The 26,101-nt window shown below is 36.8% G+C and carries 17 protein-coding genes; 10 read left to right on the top strand and 7 right to left on the bottom strand.

Annotated features, from left to right (window positions below):
* The first annotated feature begins 51 nt into the window (after positions 1-51).
* A complete protein-coding gene (locus tag ABN763_RS13965) occupies positions 52-387 on the top strand; it encodes a YbjQ family protein (RefSeq protein WP_410486101.1) in 336 nt (111 codons plus the stop codon).
* A 14-nt stretch (positions 388-401) separates the two neighbouring features.
* Here the strand turns inward: ABN763_RS13965 and ABN763_RS13960 are convergent, their stop codons facing one another.
* From ABN763_RS13960 to ABN763_RS13930, 7 genes are all read right to left on the bottom strand, one after another.
* Positions 402-1,793 carry a GH1 family beta-glucosidase gene (locus ABN763_RS13960; RefSeq protein ID WP_410486100.1) on the bottom strand — a complete coding sequence of 464 codons (1,392 nt, stop codon included), beginning with the start codon at positions 1,791-1,793 and terminating at the stop codon, positions 402-404.
* A 30-nt stretch (positions 1,794-1,823) separates the two neighbouring features.
* Complete coding sequence (locus ABN763_RS13955) at positions 1,824-3,524, bottom strand: glycoside hydrolase family 9 protein (RefSeq protein WP_410486099.1); 1,701 nt, start codon at positions 3,522-3,524, stop codon at positions 1,824-1,826.
* Between the two features lie 57 nt (positions 3,525-3,581).
* On the bottom strand, positions 3,582-4,010 hold the full coding sequence (locus tag ABN763_RS13950; RefSeq protein WP_410486098.1) for a DUF2452 domain-containing protein: 429 nt from the start codon (positions 4,008-4,010) through the stop codon (positions 3,582-3,584).
* Between the two features lie 97 nt (positions 4,011-4,107).
* The gene (locus tag ABN763_RS13945; RefSeq protein ID WP_410486097.1) at positions 4,108-5,478 is read right to left on the bottom strand and encodes a Gfo/Idh/MocA family oxidoreductase; all 1,371 of its coding nucleotides are present in this window, start codon (positions 5,476-5,478) and stop codon (positions 4,108-4,110) included.
* Positions 5,475-6,419: an FAD:protein FMN transferase gene (locus tag ABN763_RS13940; RefSeq protein WP_410486096.1), complete on the bottom strand. Its 945-nt coding sequence runs from the start codon at positions 6,417-6,419 to the stop codon at positions 5,475-5,477. Before ABN763_RS13940 ends, ABN763_RS13945 begins: the two co-directional genes overlap by 4 nt.
* The gene (locus tag ABN763_RS13935; RefSeq protein WP_410486095.1) at positions 6,403-6,900 is read right to left on the bottom strand and encodes a hypothetical protein; all 498 of its coding nucleotides are present in this window, start codon (positions 6,898-6,900) and stop codon (positions 6,403-6,405) included. The genes ABN763_RS13940 and ABN763_RS13935 overlap by 17 nt, the downstream gene beginning before the upstream one ends.
* 122 nt (positions 6,901-7,022) lie before the next feature.
* Entirely contained in the window at positions 7,023-8,324 is a 1,302-nt protein-coding gene (locus ABN763_RS13930) for a CoF synthetase (RefSeq protein ID WP_410486094.1), read from the bottom strand.
* Positions 8,325-8,471: 147 nt separating this feature from the next.
* Between ABN763_RS13930 and ABN763_RS13925 the strand changes: the two genes are divergently transcribed.
* From ABN763_RS13925 to ABN763_RS13885, 9 genes are all read left to right on the top strand, one after another.
* Positions 8,472-9,221, top strand: a complete 750-nt coding sequence (locus ABN763_RS13925; protein WP_410486093.1) for a class I SAM-dependent methyltransferase — start codon at positions 8,472-8,474, stop codon at positions 9,219-9,221.
* Between the two features lie 32 nt (positions 9,222-9,253).
* Positions 9,254-9,778, top strand: a complete 525-nt coding sequence (locus tag ABN763_RS13920) for a phosphoglycerate mutase family protein (protein ID WP_410486092.1) — start codon at positions 9,254-9,256, stop codon at positions 9,776-9,778.
* Between the two features lie 94 nt (positions 9,779-9,872).
* Complete coding sequence (locus tag ABN763_RS13915) at positions 9,873-12,680, top strand: triple tyrosine motif-containing protein (protein ID WP_410486091.1); 2,808 nt, start codon at positions 9,873-9,875, stop codon at positions 12,678-12,680.
* A gap of 230 nt (positions 12,681-12,910) precedes the next feature.
* Positions 12,911-16,096, top strand: a complete 3,186-nt coding sequence (locus ABN763_RS13910; protein ID WP_410486090.1) for a glycoside hydrolase family 2 TIM barrel-domain containing protein — start codon at positions 12,911-12,913, stop codon at positions 16,094-16,096.
* A gap of 11 nt (positions 16,097-16,107) precedes the next feature.
* Complete coding sequence (locus ABN763_RS13905) at positions 16,108-17,514, top strand: Ig-like domain-containing protein (protein WP_410486089.1); 1,407 nt, start codon at positions 16,108-16,110, stop codon at positions 17,512-17,514.
* 114 nt (positions 17,515-17,628) lie between these two features.
* Positions 17,629-18,435 (top strand): family 16 glycosylhydrolase, encoded by an 807-nt coding sequence (locus tag ABN763_RS13900; protein WP_410486145.1) that lies wholly within the window; start codon positions 17,629-17,631, stop codon positions 18,433-18,435.
* A gap of 15 nt (positions 18,436-18,450) precedes the next feature.
* A complete protein-coding gene (locus ABN763_RS13895) occupies positions 18,451-21,201 on the top strand; it encodes a PKD domain-containing protein (protein ID WP_410486088.1) in 2,751 nt (916 codons plus the stop codon).
* A gap of 110 nt (positions 21,202-21,311) precedes the next feature.
* Positions 21,312-24,770 carry a hypothetical protein gene (locus tag ABN763_RS13890; RefSeq protein WP_410486087.1) on the top strand — a complete coding sequence of 1,153 codons (3,459 nt, stop codon included), beginning with the start codon at positions 21,312-21,314 and terminating at the stop codon, positions 24,768-24,770.
* 10 nt (positions 24,771-24,780) lie between these two features.
* Positions 24,781-26,097, top strand: coding sequence for a glycosyl hydrolase family 17 protein (locus tag ABN763_RS13885; protein ID WP_410486086.1), 1,317 nt, complete (start codon positions 24,781-24,783; stop codon positions 26,095-26,097).
* Positions 26,098-26,101: the final 4 nt, after the last annotated feature.

Here is a 26,101-nt window from a genome sequence, read left to right as displayed (position 1 = left end):
ATGATGTAACACTAAAGCTATTTTTACTACCAATTAGGTAAAGAACAATTTATGATATTAACTACAACAAACTCGGTTGATGGAAAAACAATTGCTAACTACCTCGGAGTGGTCACTGGAACAACCTATGTTGTCAACTATGGAACTAAAGGCATGTCGTTTAAAGATATGTTTAATAGCAAAAAGTATTACGAAAATTATGAAAATGGTTTAGAAGAAGCCAAAGAAGAGGCGTTTCAAAAACTACGTGAAAATGCCACAAATTTAAGTGCAGACGCTGTTGTTGGTATTTCTTTTGATATTGAAATGATGGGTGCAAACGGAGTAACCATGGTTTCGATTGTCGGCACCGCAGTTAAATTTGCCTATGTAAAAAGAAACGTTTAGTTGAGAGTAGAAGATTAAATAGTAATCGCTTTCTCCTGATGTTTTTTAATAATCTTGGTAAACCATTTCGCCGAGTCTTTTGGGATACGTTCTAAAGTATCGTAATCAATATAATTAATACCGAAACGTTGAGAATATCCGGATGCCCATTCAAAATTATCAAACATACTCCAAGCAAAATAGCCCTTTAGGCTAACGCCATTTTGTATAGCATCGTCACAAGCTTCTATATATGATTTATAAAATTCAACTCTTCGTTCATCATGCACTTCGCCATTTTGAACTTCGTCATGATATGCACAGCCATTTTCAGTAATAATAATATTGGGATTGTCATATCTGTCTGCAATCCATTGAAGCATTTTGGTGCAGCCCCATGGAACAACTGCCCAATTAAAATCAGTAAGCGGCCATTTGGGATCTTGAGATAATTGTACATCTTGATCTTCTGATAGACCACCATTACCGTAAGCAGAGACTTCTTCTGCATCTTCATCTTGCTCAGCAGCGTACATGGTTGTGTAGTGATTAAGGCCGAAAAAATCTGAGGAGTCTTTAAGAAGCACTTTTTCAGATTTAGTAAAAACAGGCAGCCTATCGCCTAAACGGTCTTTCATTACCTGTGGATAGTCACCTAACCAAATAGGATCTGCAAACCAACCCAGAAAAAACAATAGTGCACGTTCAGCGGCCTCAATATTTTTTGGTTGCTGGTCAATAGGTTCTCTCCAATCACAATTATTGGTGATGCCAATGGTACCGTGTTGACTTTTAAAGTAGCTTTTATATATATTTACCGCTTTGGCATGCGCAATAAGCATATGATGTGCTGCCAAATAAGGTTCGCTGTTAGAAATATGACCTGGGGCAAAAACTCCTTGCCCGTAGCCTAAAATTGCCGCTACCCAGGGTTCGTTAAGAGTGATCCAATGTTTTACACGATCTCCGAAACGATCAAAACAAATGGTAGCATATTCTTCAAAATGATCACTTATAACAGGATTAAGCCAATCTTCTTTTGATTCGTATAGTGCTTGAGGCAAATCCCAATGATATAGTGTAACCCATGGTTGTATATCATTAGCTAGTAATTCGTCAATTAGTTTATTGTAAAACTCAATTCCCTTTTCATTAACCTGACCTTTTCCATTTGGTAAGATACGGGCCCAGGAAATGGAGAATCGATAGGCTGTAAATCCTTGTTTTTTTAATAAGGCAATATCCTCCTTAAATCGATGATAATGATCTATAGCAATGTTACCATTATCATTATTTAAAACATTTCCAGGGGTCTTGCAGAATTTATCCCAAATAGAGGGGCCTTTACCATCTTTATCATGAGCGCCTTCAATTTGATAGGATGAGGTTGCGCTACCCCAAATAAAATCATTTGGAAAATTTGTCATGTTTTTTAGGAGCTTAAGTGTTGCAAAATACTAGTTGCTTTCGTTTGCTAAAAAACCAAGTACATAAACCGCTGATGAATTCCAATTCAGGCAAATTTCATTACTGGCATAGCTAGCTTCTTGATCTGCCCATGCTTTCATTGGGGCTTTGTTTTCGGGATATGTTACTTGATCTTTATCTTGTTTACGATTATTTGGGCCACCGGAGATGAATCCTGGTACGGGTTCTTTAATTGCATCACCAGCACTTTGACGGTGATGTATATACATTGGAGTTTTATCTCCGAAACCAGTTACAAAGCTATAAGCTGTGGCATTTTTGCCAAATACATAATCTGCAATTTCTTGTACTGTTTTTAAGTATTGTGGCTTTTTTGTTATACGGTAGGCAGTTGCAACAATCATTGCAGTGTTGAAGATATCGCTATTTGAACCCCATTGAAAATCAGAAATGGGCTGAAAATAGGCTGTTTTTTCAGTTAGTCCTAATAGCTCATTTGCTGCAACTACAATTTCGGTTTCTAACTGTGTTTTAAGTGCACCATCTTCTAAATGATCAATAAGTGCAATGGCCCCTAAATAATGCATATGATTTGCCCAACTTTCTCCCGGCTTAAAGCTGAAATTGACACTAGTTGATCTTAGATCGTTTATGTAAGATTCTTCAGCTGTAGTTAAATATAATTCGGCCGCTGCCCAATAAAACTCTTGGCTAAAATCATCATCTCCATATTCGCCGGTAACTACATCTTCTGGGTTTTTAAAGGCGACTTCTGGGTTTTTCTTTGCCCAGTTATATGCTTTAATTGCTGCTAGCATACAGCTATTAGCATATGCGGGGTCAACTTCTTTAAACGTTCGTGCACTTTTGGCTGCTACCGCAGCAAAATTTAGGCTTGCGGTGGTCGATTTCCCGATAACGAATCGCTCATCAGCGGCTTTTTCAGGTAAGATCATACCAGTAAATCGTTTGGTAGTCAGTTTAAAAAATACACCACCATCGTCATCTTGCATTCGTAAAAGCCAGTTCATTTCATATTTTAACTCATCTAACAAATCTGAAATGCCATTGCCGCTCTCGGGAATATTCAAGCTATTATCCTTGTAAAAATTTGGATATTGCTCATGAAACGTCATCATCTGTCCTAGAGGATAAGCTCCGTTTACCACATACTTTCCGAAATCGCCAGCATCATACCAGCCTCCATGACCATCCATTGTTCCTTTTTTACCTGAGGAAGAATGATAAGTAACCTCATTATCAGGATGACCCGCTTTGCGAGCCCATTTTCCAGCATATTTTTCTGGAAGTTCGGTACTGGCACGTTGATAATACAATGCTTTGACGGTCGCTTTGGCAGGTTCTTCTAACACATCATCGGCAATATCAAATGCATGAGAATATCCTAGCCCTTCAACATAAATACGGTAGCTACCGTGATTTGAAAAGTTGGAGAAATCAGCGATTTGAACCTGTTCTCCAGCGAGTTCCCAAGTAGTAGATTCCGTTAAATTACCTTCAAATACAATAGTATTTAATTCAAGGTCAACCAATGAATAGGTTTTTAGATTGCTACCATCAATTATAATGGCCTTTTTAGGCGCATTAGGATAATAACCAACTTGATTGATTCTAATTGCATCAACCTGTGAATCATTAATTTCTGATAGTGATTTTTTGCAGCTTACGACTAGAACGAAACATGAGAAAAGTAAAAAATAACGCAGCATATTCTAATATTTAAGATAAATATAGAATAAACTCTAGTTGTGATGAACTTTAGTAAATTACTTTGCCTTGGTTTCCTTAACGATATCGTTATCGATACGCTCCCAAATTTTATCTGCTCTCAGACTAAAAGAGCCTAAATGTTTGAAATTACATTCTTCAGGTGCAATGAGTGAAAGGAAGGTCGTTGCATCCTTTTTTTCATAAAGATGATAGGCTTCACCTACTATAGGTTCGAATGTGAATTTGGCGTTGTAAATAATTTTGTTATACTCATATTCGGTCATTAACTTTTGGTAAGCGGCCTTTAATTCTTTAAAGCGAGTATCAAAAAGATGATTGGCACTTGCGATATTCTTATTTTTCCAAAGTGCAACGTCATCTACTTTTATAATCGGTGATCCTACGTTTGTAGCGTAGGGAAGTATGTTCGCTTCATATTGTTCTGATTTCTCATTATAAACTACATTATCCGGCTTTTTTTTCATAGCAACAGTACACGATTATTCTTTTTGTAAAGATACTGAATTACCGTATGAAGCCCTTCATGTTTATTTTAGGCAAGTCGACTATATTTAATTTAAATTAGATGTTGTAGGCATTTTTAGGTATAGTAATCTTCTTGCCACCACCGTTAATTGCCTCATGTATCTTGTAAATACATAATTCACTTTTATACGATGATATAGCATCGTAGTTTAACTTTTCATTACCTATGATTGCTTCTATGAAATTATATAAATGCGCCGTATGTGAATTTAGATTGTACACCTTATCCATTTCCTGCATCTCATTTATTTCGTAGCTAACTTGTGGTGCAGTTTCTTTGATGCCTGAGTCACCCTGTTCTTTAGATTTATAGCCTTTTAAGCCACTAAGGTTTTTCAAAAATCCACGATCAATATATTGCTGCCATTCATTGGCATTTACTCTGGATTCGCGGTAAATCTTGTTATCTTTTCCTTCTGAAATGATGAAGGCCCCTTTGTCACCTATAAAGCGTTCATTAACTCCGATAGCTCGAGAATGTGATATATTTTCATAAATACCTATAGCTTTTCCGTTAGGGGTATCATATTCTAAAATAGTAGCCATAGTATCAGCTTGCTCCAGACCGTAATAGGAGTTATTACCGGTGGCGTAAACGGTATGCGGATATGCATTAAAAAACCAATTGAAAATATCGATTTGATGTGACCCTAAGTCCGATACAACACCACCACCCAATTTTTTGTAATTGCGCCAGTTATAAACTTGATCTTGATTGTCAAATCCGTACTTTTTCATAACCGTCATATCAAGGGCTTCTTGGCGGCTTTTAGGAAAGCTGTATATTTTTGACCTGTTCCATTGCCCAATTGCATGGGTCAGATTACCAAATATTTTTTCTTGTTGTATCAGCTTACTATACATAAACCGATATCGATCATTACTTCTTCTCTGGCGACCTATTTGGAGCAGTTTTCCGGTTTTTTTCATGGCTTTAGCCATTTTTTTGGCGTCTTTTAGGTTGTTAGACATTGCTTTTTCGCAATACACGTGTAAACCACTTTCTAACGCATCGACAGTATGCTGCATATGCCAAAAATCAGGTGTGGTTAATACCACCGCATCTAGTTTTTCTTTGGCAATCATGTCATAAAAATCTTCATAGGCATTGACTTTGGTATCATACTTTCTTTCAAATCGCCGCTTAGCGCCCTCTCTCCTATTTTTTACAATATCACATACAGCAACAAGGTTAGCGCTTTCAATTTTAGGAATGTTGCTAAAAATTACACCGCGGCCTCGACTCCCGCATCCCACCACACCAACATTCACCTTCTGCTTTGAAAACATCGGATTTGCTATTATGTTTATTGGTTTAGCTAGAACCAGTCCAGTGCCGATTAAGGCGCTTTTTTTCATAAAATCGCGCCGGGTATTTTCTGGTTTAGGTTTATTATTGCTGTTCATGAATTCTGTTTTTTATTAATATTTGATAGCATTTCAATCTTTCCGTCTTTAACGTACGCAATCCAGTTAAGATCATTTATTTGGTTGACTGTTTTTTTAAGTTCGTCTTCTGACATTACATAAAATGCGGTAGAAAGCGCATCAGATAAAGCTGCATTGTTACCGCATACCCAAACACGATCAAATTGACCTTTGAGTTCATTTTTCCCTGTTCTGGGATTAAAAATATGAGCTCCTTGCCAGTAAGTGCCAGATGCCGATATACTGGCATTTTTTAACTCGATGTTTTTAACATCTGAAGGCGATGTAAGTTGATATGACCATGATGAATTAGGTGATGTATTTTCACCTGAAAGTATAGTGCTGTCTCCTGCCTCTAATGTATAAATAGTTACTCCGACTTCTTCTAAAAAGTTCTTCACCTTGTCTAAAGCATATCCTTTTCCTATTGCACCAAGGTCAAGTTTAATTCCTTCCTTGATACAATATACTACAGGTTGATCCGGATCGATATACATACTTCCTTCATTTGCTATTTTATGTGCCTTTTCTAGTGCTGTGGTAACTTCTTTGGCATTAAGTATACCTTCTTTTGCTCCTTTAAAAATATTCATGTACTCTCCTACATTAATGTTGAATGCACCTAAAGTATTTTTATTAATGTTGATAGCGTTTTTTATAATATCCCAGGTTTCATATTCTATATGTAGTTGTTCATTTTTTCTTAATCTGTTAATTCTTGAAATATCGCTATCCGGTATGAATCTACTGAGCATTAATTCTAGATCGTCTACAATGGTAAATGCCTCCTGTAAAATTGCTTGAGAAGTTTCCTCACTTTCTGTTTGAATTTGAAACCTAAAACGAGTAGCCATTGCCTGATGCTCATTAGTATACATGGGAGGGTGTTTATTAATACGGTGTTTAATTTGCTCTTGCAAATACTTTATTTAGTCTCTCGGTTATTATATAGGCGTATTCATAAGCGTCTACTAATTCTGATTCGCCCGTAATTGCGTCTACCTCATCCATTTTAGCATCGCCATCACTGGATGTAGTTAAAACTACAATCTTTTTTTTGTTTGAAGTATTTGCACGAATGAATCTTTTTACAACTCTCGGGGGACTTAAAAATTCCCAACTATGCAAAATGACAATAGCATCCCATTCTTCGATCTTCAGGTCTTTTAATGCGGAAAGCTCTGTTACTTTGAAATTAATATCATCAGAATTTAGTTTAAGTTCTTCAACAACTTCATTTTTGAAATCACTATCCTGTTTAGACAAAAACACTTTGTATGTTTTTTTATCCTTAGCAGTATTTACAAGTTCTTGCGCATACATACTGTTCAAGAAAAAACTTGTAATAAATACTAGTAGGAGTACAGTAGGGCTTCCTTTTTTATGACCGCAATTATACATAGTTAGCGCTTTAACTGTACTAAATTAAATATACATAAAATGACGAACTATGACTAAAATCAGCTCAACGCCGGATCATTTAAACATTTGAAAAAGGACTAATTTTTAATCAAAATATTGTGTTAGTAGCTAGAAAGTCTGTTTTCAACCTTTTTCCTTTTTCCCGAAGCTAGCAGAGGGATTTCATCAACATATTCAAAACTAAAAACCGCATCATTACCTAAATATGCTTTAAAGTAATCAACCATTGCATTTTCATTGGTTTTTTCTGGTGTAGCATTCAATTTAAAACAATATGTTTTTTTCCCATTTTGAATAAATTGGAATTGTTTGTGGACAGAAAATTTAGATATCATATAAAAAATATGTGGAGAAACATATTTACCATTGGTATCATAAACAACATCCATTTTTCTACCAAAGATTTCAGTAAACACAAGCCTACCATCATCTAAGGTTTTAGCAATAGCCATATCGCCTGTGTCATAACGTATCATGGGCATAGCGTAGTTAAAAAGATCGGTAATCACAATCCTCCCAACTTCACCCTCTGCTATAGCCACATCGTATTCTGGATGTAACATTTCGACAATATAGCTGGCTGTATTTACTGTGTAATAGCATGAGGTACTATCTTCTTGTGCTAAAATACCATTTTCCATATTGCTGTATCGTTCGTAAACTCGGGCGCCAAATAGTTTTTCGGCACATTGTCGTTCATATTTATTTAATTTTTCTGAAATGGTTATAAGTGATCCAATTTTTGGTAATTCAACATCCTTTTTTTCTAAGTGCTGACAAAGCTGTTCTAAAAAAGAAGGATATACAATCATGTTCATTTTACCACTATATCTATTCATTTTATAAAGTAACTTCTCAAAATGACTTTTATCTGAATCTAAAATATTGTGCGGCATGATATTCTGGATAGCTAGCGATAGTTTGCTCTTTTTGTTCTTATGGGACCAAAGCTTTATATACAGTAATTTAACGCCAACATAGACTCCAACACGTTTGGCGAAATAAATAGTATCTGCTGTATTACGATCTTTTTTTTGTTTATTCTGCAGTACTAAAAGTGGGATGCCTGTAGAACCGCTAGTAGTCATCTTAAATAATTTGGTGTCTTTATATTGGCTAGAAATAAAAGAGTCAAAATGATCAATAAAATGCGATTTGGTGACTACTGGATAATCAGATAATTTAGAAATACCTTCAAGTTTAGCGTAATAGTCAACCGTTTTGAAAGTATGACTCAAAAGATTTAAGAGCAGTGTTTCTCTTGAATTTTTTGATTCCGCAGGATTTTCAAAATGAGAATTTATATCCGTCAAATGCTTCCCTATAATCCTCCCTTTTAATGCATCAAATGCATAAAAGGCAAATTTTCTGATAAAAGCAGTTGATTGATAAAAATACTTCAAGCGATTAAGGATATTCAATACGAAAATACTAAAATCAAAATGCTATTGAATCAACTCATTCAAATTGATAGGCAATTATAAAATGATGGTTGTCAATTTCCTATCTTTAGACCATCAAGTACTTCAAATCCCCAAAGGCTAGATAATATGTTTGAACAACAGCACGTAAAGTATGCTGACATTTTTAATTTACGTGGTAAGCAGTATCATGAAGCGATGAAATTGCTTCCTAATGCAAGGAAAAAAGAGCTTACTACTATTTTAGATCAGATTAAGTTGCAAGGTGGAATGGTGTTGGTTGATATCCCATCTGGAGGAAACTACCTAAAACAGTATCTCCCTGATAATATCAAAATATTGCCATTAGAAACTTCAGAAATATTTGCAAAACTAGGCAATTCGCCACTTTGTGATTGGTCAAAATTGCCACTTGAAGACCAGTCGGTTGATGCCATTTTGTGCTGTGCTGCAATACATCATGTAGCTGATGAAGATCGCAAGAAATTTAGACAAGAAGCAGTACGGGTTTTAAAAAAAGGAGGAAAGCTGGTTATTGCTGATGTTGAACAAGGAACACCCATGGATCCGTTTCTAAACGAATTTGTACATAATAACAACTCATTAGGCCATGTAGGAATGTTTATTGATACTAACTTTGCTCAGGACTTTGCCCAGGGGACACTTAATATAGTCAAAAACCAATATCAGAATTTTACCTGGGAGTTTTCGTCGAACCTTGAGGAATCAATGGTTTATATGAAATTATTATTTGGTATTGACAAGGCGTCAATCAAAGAGGTTGCCAAGTATATGGCTGCACATCTTAATTTAACAAAAAATAATAGTGGTAACTATACAATGGATTGGGGCTTGCGCTACGTTACCTTTGAAAAATAATTGTGTTATTTTAGGAGTCAAATACCGATATCATGAAAATTAAGTTTAGCATTTTATTTTTAATAGTCGCATTTAGTTATGTCCAGGCACAAGATGCAACCACCTATTATTTTGTTAGACATGCCGAGAAGCAGGTTGATGGTACTAAAAACCCGCATTTAACAGAGGAAGGAAAACTTAGATCAACACAATGGGGTAAGATGCTGAAAAACGAGAAAATCGATGTTATTTATAGCACCGACTATTTTCGTACAAAGGAGACAGCCTCAGGAATGGTTGCTGCGATCATGTTACCAGAAAAACCCGAACCGGGAACAAATTTGGGCATAAAGATTAAAACATACGATCCGCGAAATCTGGACTTGCCAAAATTTCTTGAAGAAACTCAAGGGAAGCGGGTTGTTATTGTCGGACATAGTAATACAACCCCAACTTTTGTAAATGCCATTTTAGGTGAAAAAAAATATGAGCAAATTGACGAGTCGATTTATGGTCATTTATACATTGTTACAGTAGTAAATGGTAAGGCAAGTGCTACTTTAATACAGACTGATTAATTAGTATGTACTAGCCCACAGGACATATAGCTTAAGGTTATTCCATATGCTTCTTGTAAAAAAAAGAAGTATCTTTTAGCTATAAATAGTCGTTTTGAACCTTAAAAAATACTGGTTTTTACTTTACGTTGTTTCGTTAGGTGCTGTTGGACAGGAACTTCCGCCTATTCAAAATTTTTTCCCAAAGGATTATCTTGGGGAAAATCAAAACTGGTCTATAGCACAGTCCCTGAACAAGCTTATTTACGTTGCCAATAGTGCAGGTTTACTGGAATACAATGGCGCGAGTTGGAAACTTCACCCTTCGCCCAATGAGACTATCATGCGATCGGTAACGGTGGTTGATGAAAAAATTTACACGGGCTGTTATCGAGAGTTTGGTTTTTGGTTAAAAAATGAAGTAGGAATATTAAAATATACCTCGCTGTCATCAACAGTTGAAGATCAACTTTTGGAAGATGAAGAGTTTTGGAACATTGTAAGCTTAAATGAGTTTGTCATCTTTCAATCTCTCAAACGCATTTATATTTACAATACTGCTGATGATTCTATAGTAACCATAGATTCTGAGACAACAATTACTAAGATTTTTCTTTTTGATAATACGATCTATTTTCATCGAAGTGGTCGGGGAATTTTTAAAATTGAGGCAGGAACAGATGTGTTAGTTTTTGATGATCCCGCGGTTAAGAATGATGAAGTGATTCAACTATTTGGCAACAAAAACCAGCCAATAGTTCTTACAAAGCACAATGGTTTTTTTAAAAAGGAAGAAGATAGTTTAGTGCCGGATATTACCTTTCCAAACAATACTTTAAAGGGTCTTAGTTTGTATGACGGAATTCAACTAAATGATGGTAGCTACTTGCTAGGATCTATTTCTGAAGGGCTTTTTCATATTAACAGATCGGGTGACCAAACGGTTAAAATAAATCAAAATAACGGTTTAGCTAATAATACAGTATTATCTCTTTTTCAAGATATTGACAATGCTATTTGGTTAGGTCTTGATCATGGCATTAGTCATCTTAACATGCAAAGCCCATATGCTGTTTTCGAAGACTTTAATGGACAATTGGGAAGTGTATATGCGTCAATAATTCATGAAGATAATTTGTATTTGGGAACAAATCAAGGACTGTTTTACAAGCCAAACGCAACGAATGACAATTTTAGCTTTGTAGAAGGAACCCAAGGTCAAGTGTGGGATTTTCAGTTAATTGATGATACTCTTTTTTGTGGGCATCATACCGGTACTTTTTTAATTAATGATGCAAAAGCTACAAAAGTGGCCAATGTTCCTGGAACCTGGAAAATTGAAAAAATAGAGAGTAAGGATGATTTGTTACTTCAAGGTAACTATGATGGCTTGTATGTTTTGCAGAAGTCAAATGATACATGGAAAGTAAGAAATAAAATAGACGGCTTCGATAACTCTTCTAGGTACTTTGAGATATTGGGGAATAATATTTTTGTCAATCATGAATACAATGGTGTTTTTAAGCTTAGTATTGATGACAATTTTACCGAGGTCACAGCTGTTGAAAAAGATACCTTGATTAAGGGCGCCAATTCTGGCTTAGCAATGTATAGAGGAGACCTTTTATATGCTTTTAAAAAAGGGGTTTATAAATTTGATAAAAAGGAGAATCGTTTTCTGAAGGACAGCTTACTAAGTGTACTATATGATGAAAAGGACTATGAATCAGGAAAACTAATTGTAGACAAAAGAGGGGAAAGACTTTGGGTTTTTACTAAATCAGGGATTAGTTATTTAGAAAATGTAGGTTTGGTTAATAAACTTTCAGTAAAAACTATTCCGTTGACAAAGGAAGTTAGAAACGGTATATTAGGTTATGAAAACATACTTAAAATTGATGAAGATGAAGACCAATACTTAATTGGAAAAACCTCTGGCTATATTATCGTTAATGAAGATAACTTGTTGTCTGAAAAATTTAATGTTTACTTCTCCTCACTAGAAAATAATGGAAAGGGTAAAGGCGAAAATCGGATTCTTGATGGTAACATTCAAGGAGATTTTGAAAGCTCGCATAATAGTTTTCAATTTTCGTTTTACATTCCACAATACAGTAAATTTCACGTTAATCAATACCAACATCGTTTAAATGGTAGGGATATCGAATGGAGCGAATGGTCAAGTAATGCTACTGTAGTATATGAAAATTTACCTTCTGGAGATTATACATTCGAACTTAGGGGAAGGTCAGGATCTACCCCATCGACAAATGTTGCCAGCTACTCATTTGCAATTGCTCGCCCATGGTACTTATCAAATTTTATGATTGCACTATATGTGCTTGGCACCATAGCTTTTTCTTTTTTCATGCATGTTAATTATAGAAGATATTATAAAAGGCAACAGCGAAAATTAATTGAAAAAAATGAGCAACGACTTAAACTTACAAGGGTCGAAAATGAAAAAGAGATTATAAAAATAAAGAAGGAACAACTAGAAAAGGAATATAAAAGTAAAAGTAAGGAGTTGGCCGCCTCAACAATGAGTATTGTAAAGAAAAATGAACTACTTACTAAAATTAAAGAAGATCTTACACAACTTGATATGGATGCTCAAGATGTAAAACCTATTATCAATACAATTGATAAAAGTTTAAGCAAAAATGACGATTGGGAATTTTTTAAAGAGGCATTTAACAACGCTGACCGGAAGTTCTTGAAAAAATTAAAAAAACTACATCCTAATTTGTCTCCAAACGATATTAAATTATGTGCTTATTTACGGTTAAACTTATCTTCAAAAGAAATTGCTCCCTTACTTAATATTTCTATTCGTAGCGTCGAGATAAAACGCTACAGATTGCGTAAGAAAATGCGCTTACAACATGAAGAAAACCTAGTAAACTACATTCTAGGGCTATAGTGCACCTATACAATACTTATTAGCACCTCAACATCACCTATACAAAGTAATTTTGTTTAATTTTTTTGCTAAAAGTATAATCAAATTGATAATACCACTGATATACAGGGCTGATAGGTGATAAATTTGTAAAAAATAAGGCTTTTTATTGTGATGTATGTTTTTTGTTGTGGTATTTTTTATGGAATACGCATTTTATGAGTTTAAGTTTACCCATCAAAAAATGCGGTATGAATACACTAACCAAAACGCTATTCTTCTTAGGTACACTGTTCTTTATGAGTCCGTTGTTTTCTCAAAAACAATCAGTTCAAGTTGTTAACGAGTCAAGTGGTACTTATCTAACAGTTAACGGGGAGAAATTTATAATCAACGGTATAAATTGGGATTATGTCCCTATAGGTACTACCATTACAGATCCCGGAATCTGGAACAGATCTGACGATATCATAAAGTCTGCTCTAGATAGTGAAATGTCCTTGTTAAAAAACATGGGTGTTAATGCCATTAGAACATATGACTTAAAACCTAAATGGATTAAGTATATATATGAGAACTATGGTATTTATACTATGTTAAATATCACCTTTGGTGCATACGGACTTACAATAAATGGTGCCTGGACACCACAAACGGACTATTCAGATCCTGCCACTCTTGAAGTTTTAATGGATGAGGCTAGAACAATGGCAAATACTTACAAAAACACTCCAGGACTATTATTGTATATGATTGGTAATGAGAATAATTACCACCTTGTATGGACAGGTGCAGAAACTGAAGCTATTCCTATTGATGATGGAGAAAAAACTAGAGCGGCAGCTAGATATTTATACCGTGCGTTTAATGATGCTACAAAGGAAGTAAAGGCAATAGACCAGTCGCATCCAGTTGCTATATGTAATGGAGATTTAGGTTTTCTTGATATTGTAAAGGAAGAATGCAAAGACATTGATATTTATGGAACTAATATGTATCGAGGAATTTCTTTTGGAGATGCATTTCAAAAAGTTAAAGATGAACTGAATTTACCAATACTCTTTGCAGAATTTGGGGCTGATGCTTTCAATGCAAGAGACAACAAAGAAGATCAATATTCTCAGGCATATTATATGACCGGTAATTGGAAAGAAATTTATGAGAATGCCTCTGGTCTTGGTAAGGCCAATAATTCAATTGGAGGTTTTACATTTCAATTTTCCGATGGTTGGTGGAAATATAAACAAACTGAAAATTTGGATGTTCATGATAATATTGCTGTTTGGCCTAATGGTGGTTATAGCCGAGATCAAGCCAAAGAAGGTGATAACAATATGAATGAAGAATGGTTTGGTATAGCCGCTAAGGGCCCGACCGATGCTAGAGGATTATATGAATTATACCCAAGAGCAGCCTATTATGCTTTAAAAGAAGCGCATCAGATAAACCCTTATGATGATGGCATGAGCCTCGAATTCATTAATAACCATTTTAATAATATTCAATTAATGGATGCGGTTTTAAAAGCTAGAGGTGATAAAGCCGCCTTGGAAGCTGAGGGTTCAAGTAAAATAAGACTAAGCATGCTGCGAGCAGAATTCTCCACTTTTAATACGGGCGGCAGTCTTATAACAACTCCCGAAAATGAAGATCCGAATGCAAACGTATTTCCAAATCAGCTGGGTTTTGATCATATGCAGTCATATTATATTGGAGTTGAAGGAAAACCAGCACCCAATATGCGTGCCAATGTTAATTTTAATGTGCTTGGTAACGTTGCAGAAAACCCGATTGATGAAATTTTTTATGAAAATGTGGGTAGACCAGTAACAGTACAAGGTGTTGATGCTGGAAATAATTTGGATGTTGAAATAGCAGATTTCAACAGGGTGCGCGTATACAATGCGGAGTTCGAATGGAATACCAAACTTGCCGATATCAAAGGATTTTATCGAACGGGTCACTATCATTGGGGGTACGAAGGTGATTTTTTCGGACTATATCCAGAAGCCAATTATGGTCCTAATCTCGACATCTACAATGGAGAGATTCTTGGAATGGAATTCAATGGTAAGAATGCATTCAAAGGTTTTAAAGCAGCATTTGGGCCTCAACTTTGGTGGGGTGCAAATCCAACAGTATTATTAAAATATGGTCGTAAACTTGGCGATTGGGATGTTACTGGTATTTACCATCGAGATCTAGATAGAGAAGTTACTTTTGATGAAACTGGGCAACGGGTATTAGATCCAAATCTAGTTCGCAGTGGTGTGATTCCTCCATGGCCGACAGAAAGAGCAACACTTGTTGTTGAGCGAGAATTTGGAAAATTCGGGTTGACCTTAGGAGGTATATGGGGCGGAAGTCCTTTAAATGGTAGTTCTTTTCAAGATGTTAGAGGAGGCCCAGGAAATTATACCGTTTTCACGGACAAAATTCAAAACACTGACAATTGGGGCGGAAAGGCTAAAATTACGTATGAGGGAGGTAAGTTTAATTGGTACGCTCAAGGTGGAGTTATGGGATTAGTCGCTAATGGAGGCGTAGATCAAACCCAAACATTTACTGGTTGGAAACTAAGAGATAACGGAAGTGGCAATCAATCTAATTTCTTAACTGGTTTTACATTCACGGTGGGAGACTGGCAGATAGCCCCTAACTTTTTATGGCAAAAACCACTAGTAGACCCTATGCCAAATGATGTGGGTAGCCCTGGTAGAATAAGAAATATACTAGTAGACCCATTTTCGGTACGAGCTAATAGGGAAACAACCGCTGGGGAATTGTTATTTACCTATGATCCTACACCAGGAACATGGATGTATGCTTGGGATGCTGATCGTTCAGAAGATGCCAAGTTGGCAATAAGTGCCGGTTTTGTGTATCGTCACCTTCCAACCACACAAGATGCACATATCGGATTTTTAGCTAATCGTACCATATTCGCTTTTCCTAATTCTGCACCCGCAACTGATTTGTGGGAAACACACACAAAGATTATTTCAAAAGTTAGTCCTGATCTTGGGTTAATTGCAAATTTATATTTCGGCAACGCTCAGGCCAATGGTAGCGATGCTAGATTAATTGAACGTTATGGAGGAGATGTAAGAGTTATTTACAAGAATGTTAAGTTTCAGCATACTTTTAAAGTAAATGATTGGGGGCCCTTCGATTATCATCGCGACTTTAACTTAACATATCCTGCGCAATTGATGTTAGACATTTCAACTACGATCGGTAAGCCAGATTGGTTTATTCTACCGAGTACGCAAATAGGAATTCGAGGCACATGGAGATCAATGAATGAATTTTCGCCTCGATATTCTCCAAATGTGGCCGAAGAATTTGCTACTTCACCAATAATTAGTCCTGTTGGTTTTCCTAACGGTAACGAATGGGAAATAAGAACATACATTCATATTAACATTGGTAAATAAGACAGATGAAAATGAAAAAAATTATAGATATATCGGTTATAAGACTAATGATGATTGGATGTTTTCTATTCATTGTTAGTGGCTGTGAAAGAGAATTTTCAGATGATGTAGATTTCGCTACATTCACACCAAACGGGGATGTTTTTCTGGACAATTTTTCACCTGGATTAGACTACTTCCCTTTTGTTGGTGCAGGGGCTGATCCTGAAGCATTTAGTGTAGTTTCTGATGAAACCTTTTCCGGTAATGGCGCTATGCGATTTGACGTTCCAGCATTTGGAAATGGTTTTGTTGGTGCAACGTTTAATACTACAGTGAATAGGGACCTTTCAAGTTTCGATGCACTTACATTTTATGCTAAAGCTTCCAAATCAGCAACAATAAATGAAATAGGATATGGTCTTAGCGGTGAGACTGCTAATAAATTTAGAGTCGCGTTAAGTGGCTTAGCCGTAAGCACGAGATGGGAAAAGTATACCATTCCGATACCAGATTCCTCAAAACTTATTGATCAAACAGGATTATTCTGGTTAGCAGAGGGCGCTTCATTTGAAGGAGATGAAGGCGGATATATTCTTTGGTTTGATGAAGTAAAATTTGAAAAACTAGGTACAGTAGCGCAACCAAGGCCAGCTATTTTTTCTGGTCAAGATCTTACACAAGGGACATTTACGGGTTCCATCATCCAAGCAAGCGGACTTACGCAGACATTTAATCTTGAGTCGGGAGTTAATCAAACTGTAGAAGCAGCTCCTTCTTATTTCAATTTTACATCGTCTGATACTGATGTTGCCACGGTGAATGAGTTAGGGGAAATTTCGGTTATAGGTGAAGGAACAACTACTATTACAGCTTTATTAGGAGGGGTTCTTGCTCAAGGTTCTTTAGAAATAACATCAAGCGGGAGTTTACAGCCTTCACCAGTTCCGACAAGACCGGCAGCCAATGTAAAGTCAATTTTTAGTGATGCATATACCAACGATACGGAAATTAACTTTGCACCAGGCTTTGGAGGCTCTACAACACAGGCTGAGGTAATTGTTACTAATGGCAATTCGGTGTTGTCTTATTCCAATAATAATTTTACGGGAATTGTTTTTAATAATCCGGTAGACGCTTCTGGTTTAGGCTTTTTACATGTTGATGTTTATGTACAAAATGCGGGGACAGAAGTTGGACTTCAAATTCGCGATGTGGGAGCCAATCAAATACTAGAAACAGATCCAAATACCGGATTCCCAATTGTAGATGATAAAGATTTCCGATTTGATTTAACAGGATTAACCGTTGGTCAATGGACATCATTCGACATACCGCTAGGTGGAGACTTGGCTAGTCAAAAAAATAATTTGGGCGCGTTGATATTAGTAGCTGGCCCTGATTTTATACTTGATAACATCTATTTCTACACAGAGTAAAGACCAATAACGAATAAAAAATTCATGAAAATGTATAAAGAAAATAAAGAAAAGGTCGTTGCTCGAAACAGTTCGGAGTGGCGTTTCCTATGTGAAAAAAGGCTTAGTTTTTCAATGATCAGTTTGTTGGTGGTGCTTACAGTGTTACTATTAATCAGCTGTGATACTGATGAGACACAACAAGTTACCCAGTTTGATCAACTGATACTACAGGAAGAGTTTGATAATGATGGAGCTCCAAATAGTTCGGTATGGGGATTTGATATTGGTACCGGCGAAAATGGCTGGGGAAATAATGAATTACAATACTACACCGATCGAACTGAGAATGTAACAGTACAAAATGGTGTTTTATTAATTACCGCCAATCAAGAATCATTTGAAGGGTCGCAATACACCTCTGCAAGGCTATTGACGAAGGATAAATTTGAACAACAATACGGACGTTTCGAAGCTAGAATTCGCCTACCCTACGGTCAAGGTATTTGGCCGGCTTTTTGGATGCTTGGAGCTGATATTGATGAAAATCCTTGGCCAGCTGCTGGAGAAATTGATATTATGGAATATAGAGGGCAAAACCCTAGTGTATTAATAGGAAGTGTACATGGTCCTGGGTATAATGGAGGAAATGCTATTTCTAAAGAGTATACCTTGCCAAATGATCGTTTCGACACGGGCTTTCATGTTTTTGGCATCGAATGGAGTCCAGAAAAGATTAATTTTTATGTAGATGATGTTTTATACAATCAGATTACACCAGCCGATGTAACAGGAGAATGGGTTTTCAATAAGCCATTTTTTATACTAATGAATCTAGCAGTTGGGGGCTCTTTTGTAGGATCTCCAAATGCAGAAACAGTCTTTCCACAAACGATGCTTGTTGACTATGTAAGAGTCTACAAAAACACCGAATTAAACTAACAACAGAACAAGATTATGAACAATTTATTTCAACAATTTAAAAGGATTTCGCTATTTATTTTGGTGTTTACCATTTTTGGATGTAATGAAGATGATACCAATAATTTGCCAAAAATAGTTTCAGGATTCACCTTTACTTTAAATGAAGATACGGGAACAGTAAAGTTCATTAATATATCTGAGGAAGCCACTGCATACGAATGGGATTTTGGTGACGGGACTAGTTCTACAGAAATCAATCCGATTAAAACTTATGAGACGGGAACATATACCGTAGCCTTAAAGGCAATGAATGTTGCAGGAGCATCTGATACGTTTGAAGATGAAATTACAATAAGTATTCCAGAGGGAGTTATGTTACCAATAACATTTGATAGCTCGAATGTGAACTACAATGCAGGCACTTTTGGAGGTGCGAGTTTTGAAGTTGTTGATAATCCAGCTCCGGGAGGAACGAACGATGTAGCCTCTCAAGTAGGAGCTATTACTAACATTGGTGCAGCCTTTGAAGGAATCTTTTTTAATGTAGTATCATCAATTGATTTGACAACTGAAAAGACCATAAAAATGAATTTCTGGTCAGAATCAGCGATTAACGTACTACTGAAATTAGAAGAGGGCAGCGCTGCTTCCGTAGAAACAGTTGCAAGCCATGGTGGTTCCGGCTGGGAAGAAATACAATTCTCATTTACCGAATCAGCGAGCTACGAAAGACTAACACTTTTTGTAGATGGCCCTGGTACTACCCCAGGTACCTTCTATATTGATGATATTCAACAGACGGAAACGATGACAGGTGGTGGTGGTTCTCTTGACGCATGTGACGGCGGTGAATTGGTCAACGATTTTGAAACGGCTGACGACGGTATCTTCAACAACTTCGGCGGTGGTGTTGGTACAATCATAGACAATCCTGATACTTCAGTAAACACGAGCGCTAAGATTGGGCAGTATGTTAAGAATGCCGGTGAGGTATTTGGAGGTATCACCATCGAGGTAGATCCTGACATCGACTTTAACGCGGGGGTATTCTCGATTGATGTGAACTCACAAGCGGTAAGACAATTGTTATTCAAGCTAGAAGGACTTAATATAGAAGTGGTGGTTCCGACATCCGGGATGGGCTGGGAGACGATCACCTATGATTTCAGTACTGTTGCAAACAATATAGGATCAGCCACGGCTATCACCCTAATCATGGACAACGGGACAGCTGGTGATGGTAGTGCAGATTGGACAATACAGTTTGACAACATACGATTATGTAGTAACGAGAGCACCGGAGGTGGTAATTCATTAGAAGATTGTGGTGGTGATCTAGTCAACGATTTTGAAACGGCTGACGACAGCATCTTCAACAACTTCGGCGGTGGTGTTGGTACAATCATTGATAATCCTGATACATCGGTAAATACGAGCGCTAAGATTGGGCAGTACGTAAAGAATGCCGGTGAGGTATTTGGAGGTATCACCATCGAGGTAGATCCTGACATCAACTTTAACGCTGGTGTGTTTTCGATTGATGTGAACTCACAAGCGGTAAGACAGTTGTTATTCAAGCTAGAAGGACTTAATATAGAAGTGGTGGTTCCGACATCCGGGATGGGCTGGGAGACGATCACCTATGATTTCAGTACTGTTGCAAACAATATGGGATCGGCTACAGCTATCACCCTGATCATGGATAACGGGACAGCTGGTGATGGTAGTGCAGATTGGACGATACAGTTTGACAATATACGATTGTGTAGTAACGGTAGCACCGGAGGGGGTAATTCATTAGAAGATTGTGGTGGTGATCTAGTCAACGATTTTGAAACTGCTGACGACAGTATCTTCAACAACTTCGGCGGTGGTGTTGGTACAATCATAGACAATCCTGATACATCGGTAAACACGAGCGCTAAGATTGGGCAGTATGTTAAGAATGCCGGTGAGGTATTTGGAGGTGTCACCATCGAGGTAGATCCTGACATCAACTTTAATGCGGGTGTGTTTTCTATTGATGTGAACTCCCAAGCGGCAAGACAATTGTTATTCAAGCTAGAAGGACTTAATATAGAAGTGGTGGTTCCGACATCCGGGATGGGCTGGGAGACGATCACCTATGATTTCAGTACTGTTGCAAACAATATGGGATCGGCTACAGCTATCACCCTGATCATGGATAACGGAACGGCTGGTGATGGTAGTGCAGATTGGACAATACAGTTTGACAATATACGATTATGTAGTAACGGTAGCACCGGAGGGGGTGGTGGCTGCCCAGCACCTCCAATGGGAGAGTTATTATCCAATGGTGGGTTTGAAGCCAACTCAGGCGATGGCGCATGCTGGCAACTCAACGCAGGTGGTGGTGCGGTAACAGTTATTGATACTGATGCGAATACTGGCACGTATTCGGCGAGATTAACAACAGGTCCAGCCCAAGTACCGAATCTTAAACAAGAACGATTTGCGGCATCTGTAGCGGGTAATCAGAACATTCAAGTTACTTTTAAATATAAAATTACGTCTGCTTTCGTAGATGGCTCAATACTTCAAGTACTGGCATTTTCAGAACGTTCAGCGAATGGCGCCGTACAACATGATTTAGGTAATGCGGGAACCAGTACGGTGGACGTTTGGGAAACCTATACAGGTACTTTTACAACGGATGCAGCTATAGACGAAGGGATATCGTTACTCATCCAAGCCACATGTGGCGGTGCTGCCACTTGTGCTGGGGAGGTGCTTATTGATGATGTTGTAGTGACAGAAATTTAATAATCAAAGTTTTAGCGAACATAACCCCATATCCTAAAACAAGTATAAGAGGTTGGTGTTTGATGACACCAACCTTTTTAAAAACTCATTACGAACTATAATTAGCATGAATGTCTAAAAAAGAGATCTACATTGGTAATTCAAAAGTCATTTCTGATACAAAAGAGATATCGGGAAAACTTGTTCAATTTGAAAACGAATCATACTACAAGATTTCGAATTATGATGCGATGCGTTCCTTTTTTATGAGTGTGGTAAGCGCTTCTAATCATTGGATGTTTATTTCTAGCAACGGAGGCTTGTCTGCGGGAAGACAGAATTCTAAATCCGCTTTGTTTCCTTACTACACGGATGATAAAATAACGGAATCTTCAAAAATTACAGGTAATAAAACCGTATTACACGTTCTCAAAAATGGGAAAACATTCTTGTGGGAACCCTTTTCTGAGAAGTATTTAGGAATCTATACTATTCACAGAAATCTTTACAAAAATGTGTTTGGAAACAAATTAGTTTTTGAAGAAATCAATGACGATTTAGGTCTTACCTTTCGATATCATTGGAACTCTAGTGAATTATTTGGTTTTGTAAAAAAGTCCAACCTGATCAATAATACAAATGAGAATGTCCTGATCACTGTGCTTGATGGTATCCAAAATATCATGCCGTATGGTGTTGATCCTAATTTGCAAAATTCGGGTAGTAACTTGGTAGATGCTTATAAACGAAATGAGCTTCAAGCTTCAATAGGTTTAGGTATTTATGGCTTAAGTGCCATTATTGTTGACAAAGCAGAGCCTAGCGAAGCCTTAAAAGCAACTACCGCATGGTCAACAGGACTTAAAAATGCTAAATATCTGGTATCGTCTTTACAACTAAACAACTTTAGAAAGGGGCATGATGTTAGCCAAGAAATCGATATAAAAGCTGAAAAAGGGGCGTACTTTGTTTGTGCAGATATCGAATTAGGTGCGGGTAATCAAAAAGATTGGCTTATTGCAGCGGAAGTCAATCAAACGATGGTTGATATTAATAAGATTTCTAAAAGACTAAAAAATCAAGATAGGTTATTTGCCGATGTAGAAGCAGATATCAACTTAGGGACTGAACAGCTGCTTAAACTCAATGCGGCAACCGATGCTATTCAGCTTACGGCTGATAAATTAGGTAATACCAGACACTTTGCGAACGCTCTTTTTAATATCATGCGGGGTGGCATTTTTGACAACAATTATACAATAGAGCGTCAAGATTTTATCCGGTATATCAAGAAGGCAAATATCAATGTCTATCAAGAAAAAAAGCAAGACTTCGCTCAACTTCCGGAAATATTTGACCTCAATTATATTAAAAAGCAAATTGCTTCTGATTCTGATGTCGATTTCCAAAGATTAGTAAGAGAGTATCTACCGTTAAAATTTAGCCGACGTCATGGTGACCCTAGTAGACCTTGGAATCAGTTCTCAATCAATACTACAGCACAAGACGGGTCAAAGTTATTAGACTATGAAGGTAACTGGCGCGATATTTTCCAAAATTGGGAAGCCTTGGCATACTCCTATCCAGAGTTTATTGAGGGAATGATCTTTAAGTTCCTAAATGCAACCACCTTCGATGGTTATAACCCGTATCGTGTAACAAAAGGCGGTTTTGATTGGGAAACCATTGAGCCAGACGATCCGTGGTCATATATTGGTTATTGGGGAGATCATCAAATAATCTACTTACTAAAGTTCTTAGAATTTATCGAAGCTCATTATCCAGAGAAATTAGGAGGTTATTTTGGTAAATCAATGTTTGTATATGCCAATGTGCCTTATAAAATAAAGGATTATAATGCAATACAAGAAAACCCAAAGGACACCATTATTTTTGATGAAGAACAGCACAAGGCTATCGATATTGAAAGGGTTCGAATAGGAGCAGATGGTGCTTTATTGAAAGACTCTGAGGGTGGCATTTACCATGTAAACTTGCTCGAGAAATTGCTTGCCACTGTTTTGGCAAAAGTTTCAAATTTTATTCCTGAAGGGGGTATTTGGATGAATACACAACGCCCAGAGTGGAATGACGCTAATAATGCGTTAGTAGGTAATGGGGTTTCAATGGTGACGCTTTACTATTTAAGAAGATTCCTGCACTTTTTTGAAGGATTAGTGGAGAGGACATCACAAGAAAATTTTAGGCTATCAAAAGAGTTAATCACTTTTTTTGACAGTAGTAGAAAAACACTGATCAAAAATCAATCTATTATCCAAAAATCCATATCAAATAAAGATAGAAAAATGGTGATGGATGGGCTAGGTGAAGCAGGAAGCACTTTTAGAAATGATATTTATCAAAATGGTTTTAGTGGCCGTTTAAGTACGTTAACAAAGGACGATTTATTGCAATTTATAGGGCTTGCCCTGAAATTTATTGACCATAGTGTAGATGCTAATAAGCGATCTGATAGTTTATATCATGCTTATAACCTAATGACCATTGAAAATGATACTGAAGTTTCAATCTCGTATTTATCTGAAATGTTAGAGGGGCAGGTAGCTGTTTTAAGCTCAGGTTATATTACTGCTAAAGAATCGCTTAAGGTTTTAGATGCATTAAAAAATAGCGCGCTCTTTAGACCAGATCAATACAGCTATATTTTATATCCTAACAAAGAACTTCCTCGGTTTGTGGATAAAAACAACATCCCGTTAAAAAAAATCGAAGGTATAGACTTATTACAAAGACTTTTACAAAATGGTAATTCACAAATAATAGAAAAAGATGTTGATGGAAACTACCATTTTAATGGCTCATTCAACAATGCAGAAAGTCTTAAAAATGCCTTAGACTTATTAGAAGACGATGATTATGGTCAACTTATTGAAAAGGATAAAGCAAGTTTACTCGAATTATTTGAAGATACGTTTAACCACAAGGCATTTACAGGGCGTTCAGGCACCTTTTTCGGATACGAAGGTCTGGGGTCTATATACTGGCATATGGTATCTAAGCTATTACTAGCTGTTCAAGAAACTTGTTTACGAGCAATTAACAACAATGAAGAAGAGGAAACAATAGGTAGATTATTAGAGCATTACTATGAAATTAATGAAGGTATTGGTGTACATAAATCACCTGAGTTATACGGAGCATTTCCTACTGATCCTTACTCACACACTCCTGGAGGGAAAGGTGCGCAACAACCTGGAATGACAGGGCAGGTAAAAGAAGATATTTTAAGTAGATTTGGAGAACTGGGAATATTTGTTGCAAACGGTCAGCTATATTTTAACCCGAGCTTACTTAGAAGAGAAGAGTTTTTAAAACGCTCGGGAACATTTTCATATATAGATCTTCGAGGAAATAGGCGAGAAATAGCGTTAAAAAACGGAGAATTAGCATTTACGTATTGTCAAGTTCCAATGGTCTATAGACTTTCAAGCAAAGCATTTATTGAAGTGTTATTTCAAGATAAAACCTCATTAATCCTTGAGGGACTTTCACTTGATAAAAAAATAAGTAAAAAGTTGTTTAGCCGGAATGAGGAAATAGATAGAATAAATATCTCATTAATCAAATGAATTAAAACACATGAAAAATAATCTTAGAATACTCGGTTGCGCTGTGCTTTTACTGTTAGTTTTTTCATGTAAAAACAATTCCAAATCAAAAGAAAAACAAGCTACGGTGAAAAAGGAAAATACCATTACCGCAAAAGATATTCTTGGTAATCCTAAATATCAAGCGATATCTTATGGGGGCTATCGAGATAAAGACCATAATATTGAACCCACCATTGATGAGCTGAAGGAAGATATGAAAATACTATCAGCAATGGGTGTCAAGATGCTTCGTACCTACAAGTTACATAAACCACATGCCCATAATCTGGTTCGGGCAATTAGTGAGTTAAAGCAAGTAGATCCTAATTTCGAGATGTATATTATGCTGGGCGCATGGATTGATTGTAAAAATGCATGGACTGGACTTCCTGTTGATCACAATCAAGAGAGTGAACGAAATGCACAAGAAATTGAAAAAGCGGTTACACTAGCGAATCAGCATCCCGATATCATAAAAGTTATTGCCGTTGGTAATGAAGCGATGGTTAAATGGGCGACCAGTTATTATGTAGAACCTTGGGTAATCTTAAAATGGGTAAACCATTTGCAAAAACTTAAAGGAGAAGGAAAGCTTTCTAATGATTTATGGATAACGAGTTCTGACAATTTTGCTTCTTGGGGAGGTGGTGGTAGTGAGTATCATGTTGAAGATTTAAACAAACTAATCAAGGCTGTAGATTTTCTTTCGGTACATACGTATCCTATGCATGATACACATTACAACCCACAGTTTTGGGGTGTGCTACGAGAAGAAAGTAGTTTATCTGATATCGATAAAATTGAAAAAGTAATGGAACGGTCTTTAGCCTATGCAAAGGCACAATATGAAAGTGTAAAGCAATATATGAATGAGCTAGGGGTAGATAAACCTATTCATATTGGTGAAACAGGATGGGCAAGCTTTTCAAATGGCTTTTACGGTAATGAAGGTTCTAAAGCAACAGACGAATATAAGGAAGCATTGTACTATAAATCAATGCGTGATTGGACGAACGAAAACCAAATTTCTTGTTTCTATTTTGAGGCTTTTAATGAGCCGTGGAAAGACGCAGCAAATCAAGGGGGTTCGGAAAATCATTTCGGATTGTTTACTGTTGACGGAAAAGCCAAATATGCGGTTTGGGATCTTGTAGATAAAGGAACCTTTGAAGGTCTTACAAGAGGAGGTAAAAGCATTTCTAAAACCTATGATGGTGAAAAAGATTCATTGATGCTGCGCGTCTTAATTCCAGCAATAAAAGATACACTTCAAGTTGATTTTCCCAAAAAACAGATAAAGCAATAACTAA

The sequence above is a fragment of the Spongiivirga sp. MCCC 1A20706 genome (assembly GCF_046524175.1).
GTDB lineage: Bacteria > Bacteroidota > Bacteroidia > Flavobacteriales > Flavobacteriaceae > Spongiivirga.
The sequence above is the reverse complement of the archived record's forward strand: the minus strand, read 5'-3'. Positions and strand labels throughout refer to the sequence as shown.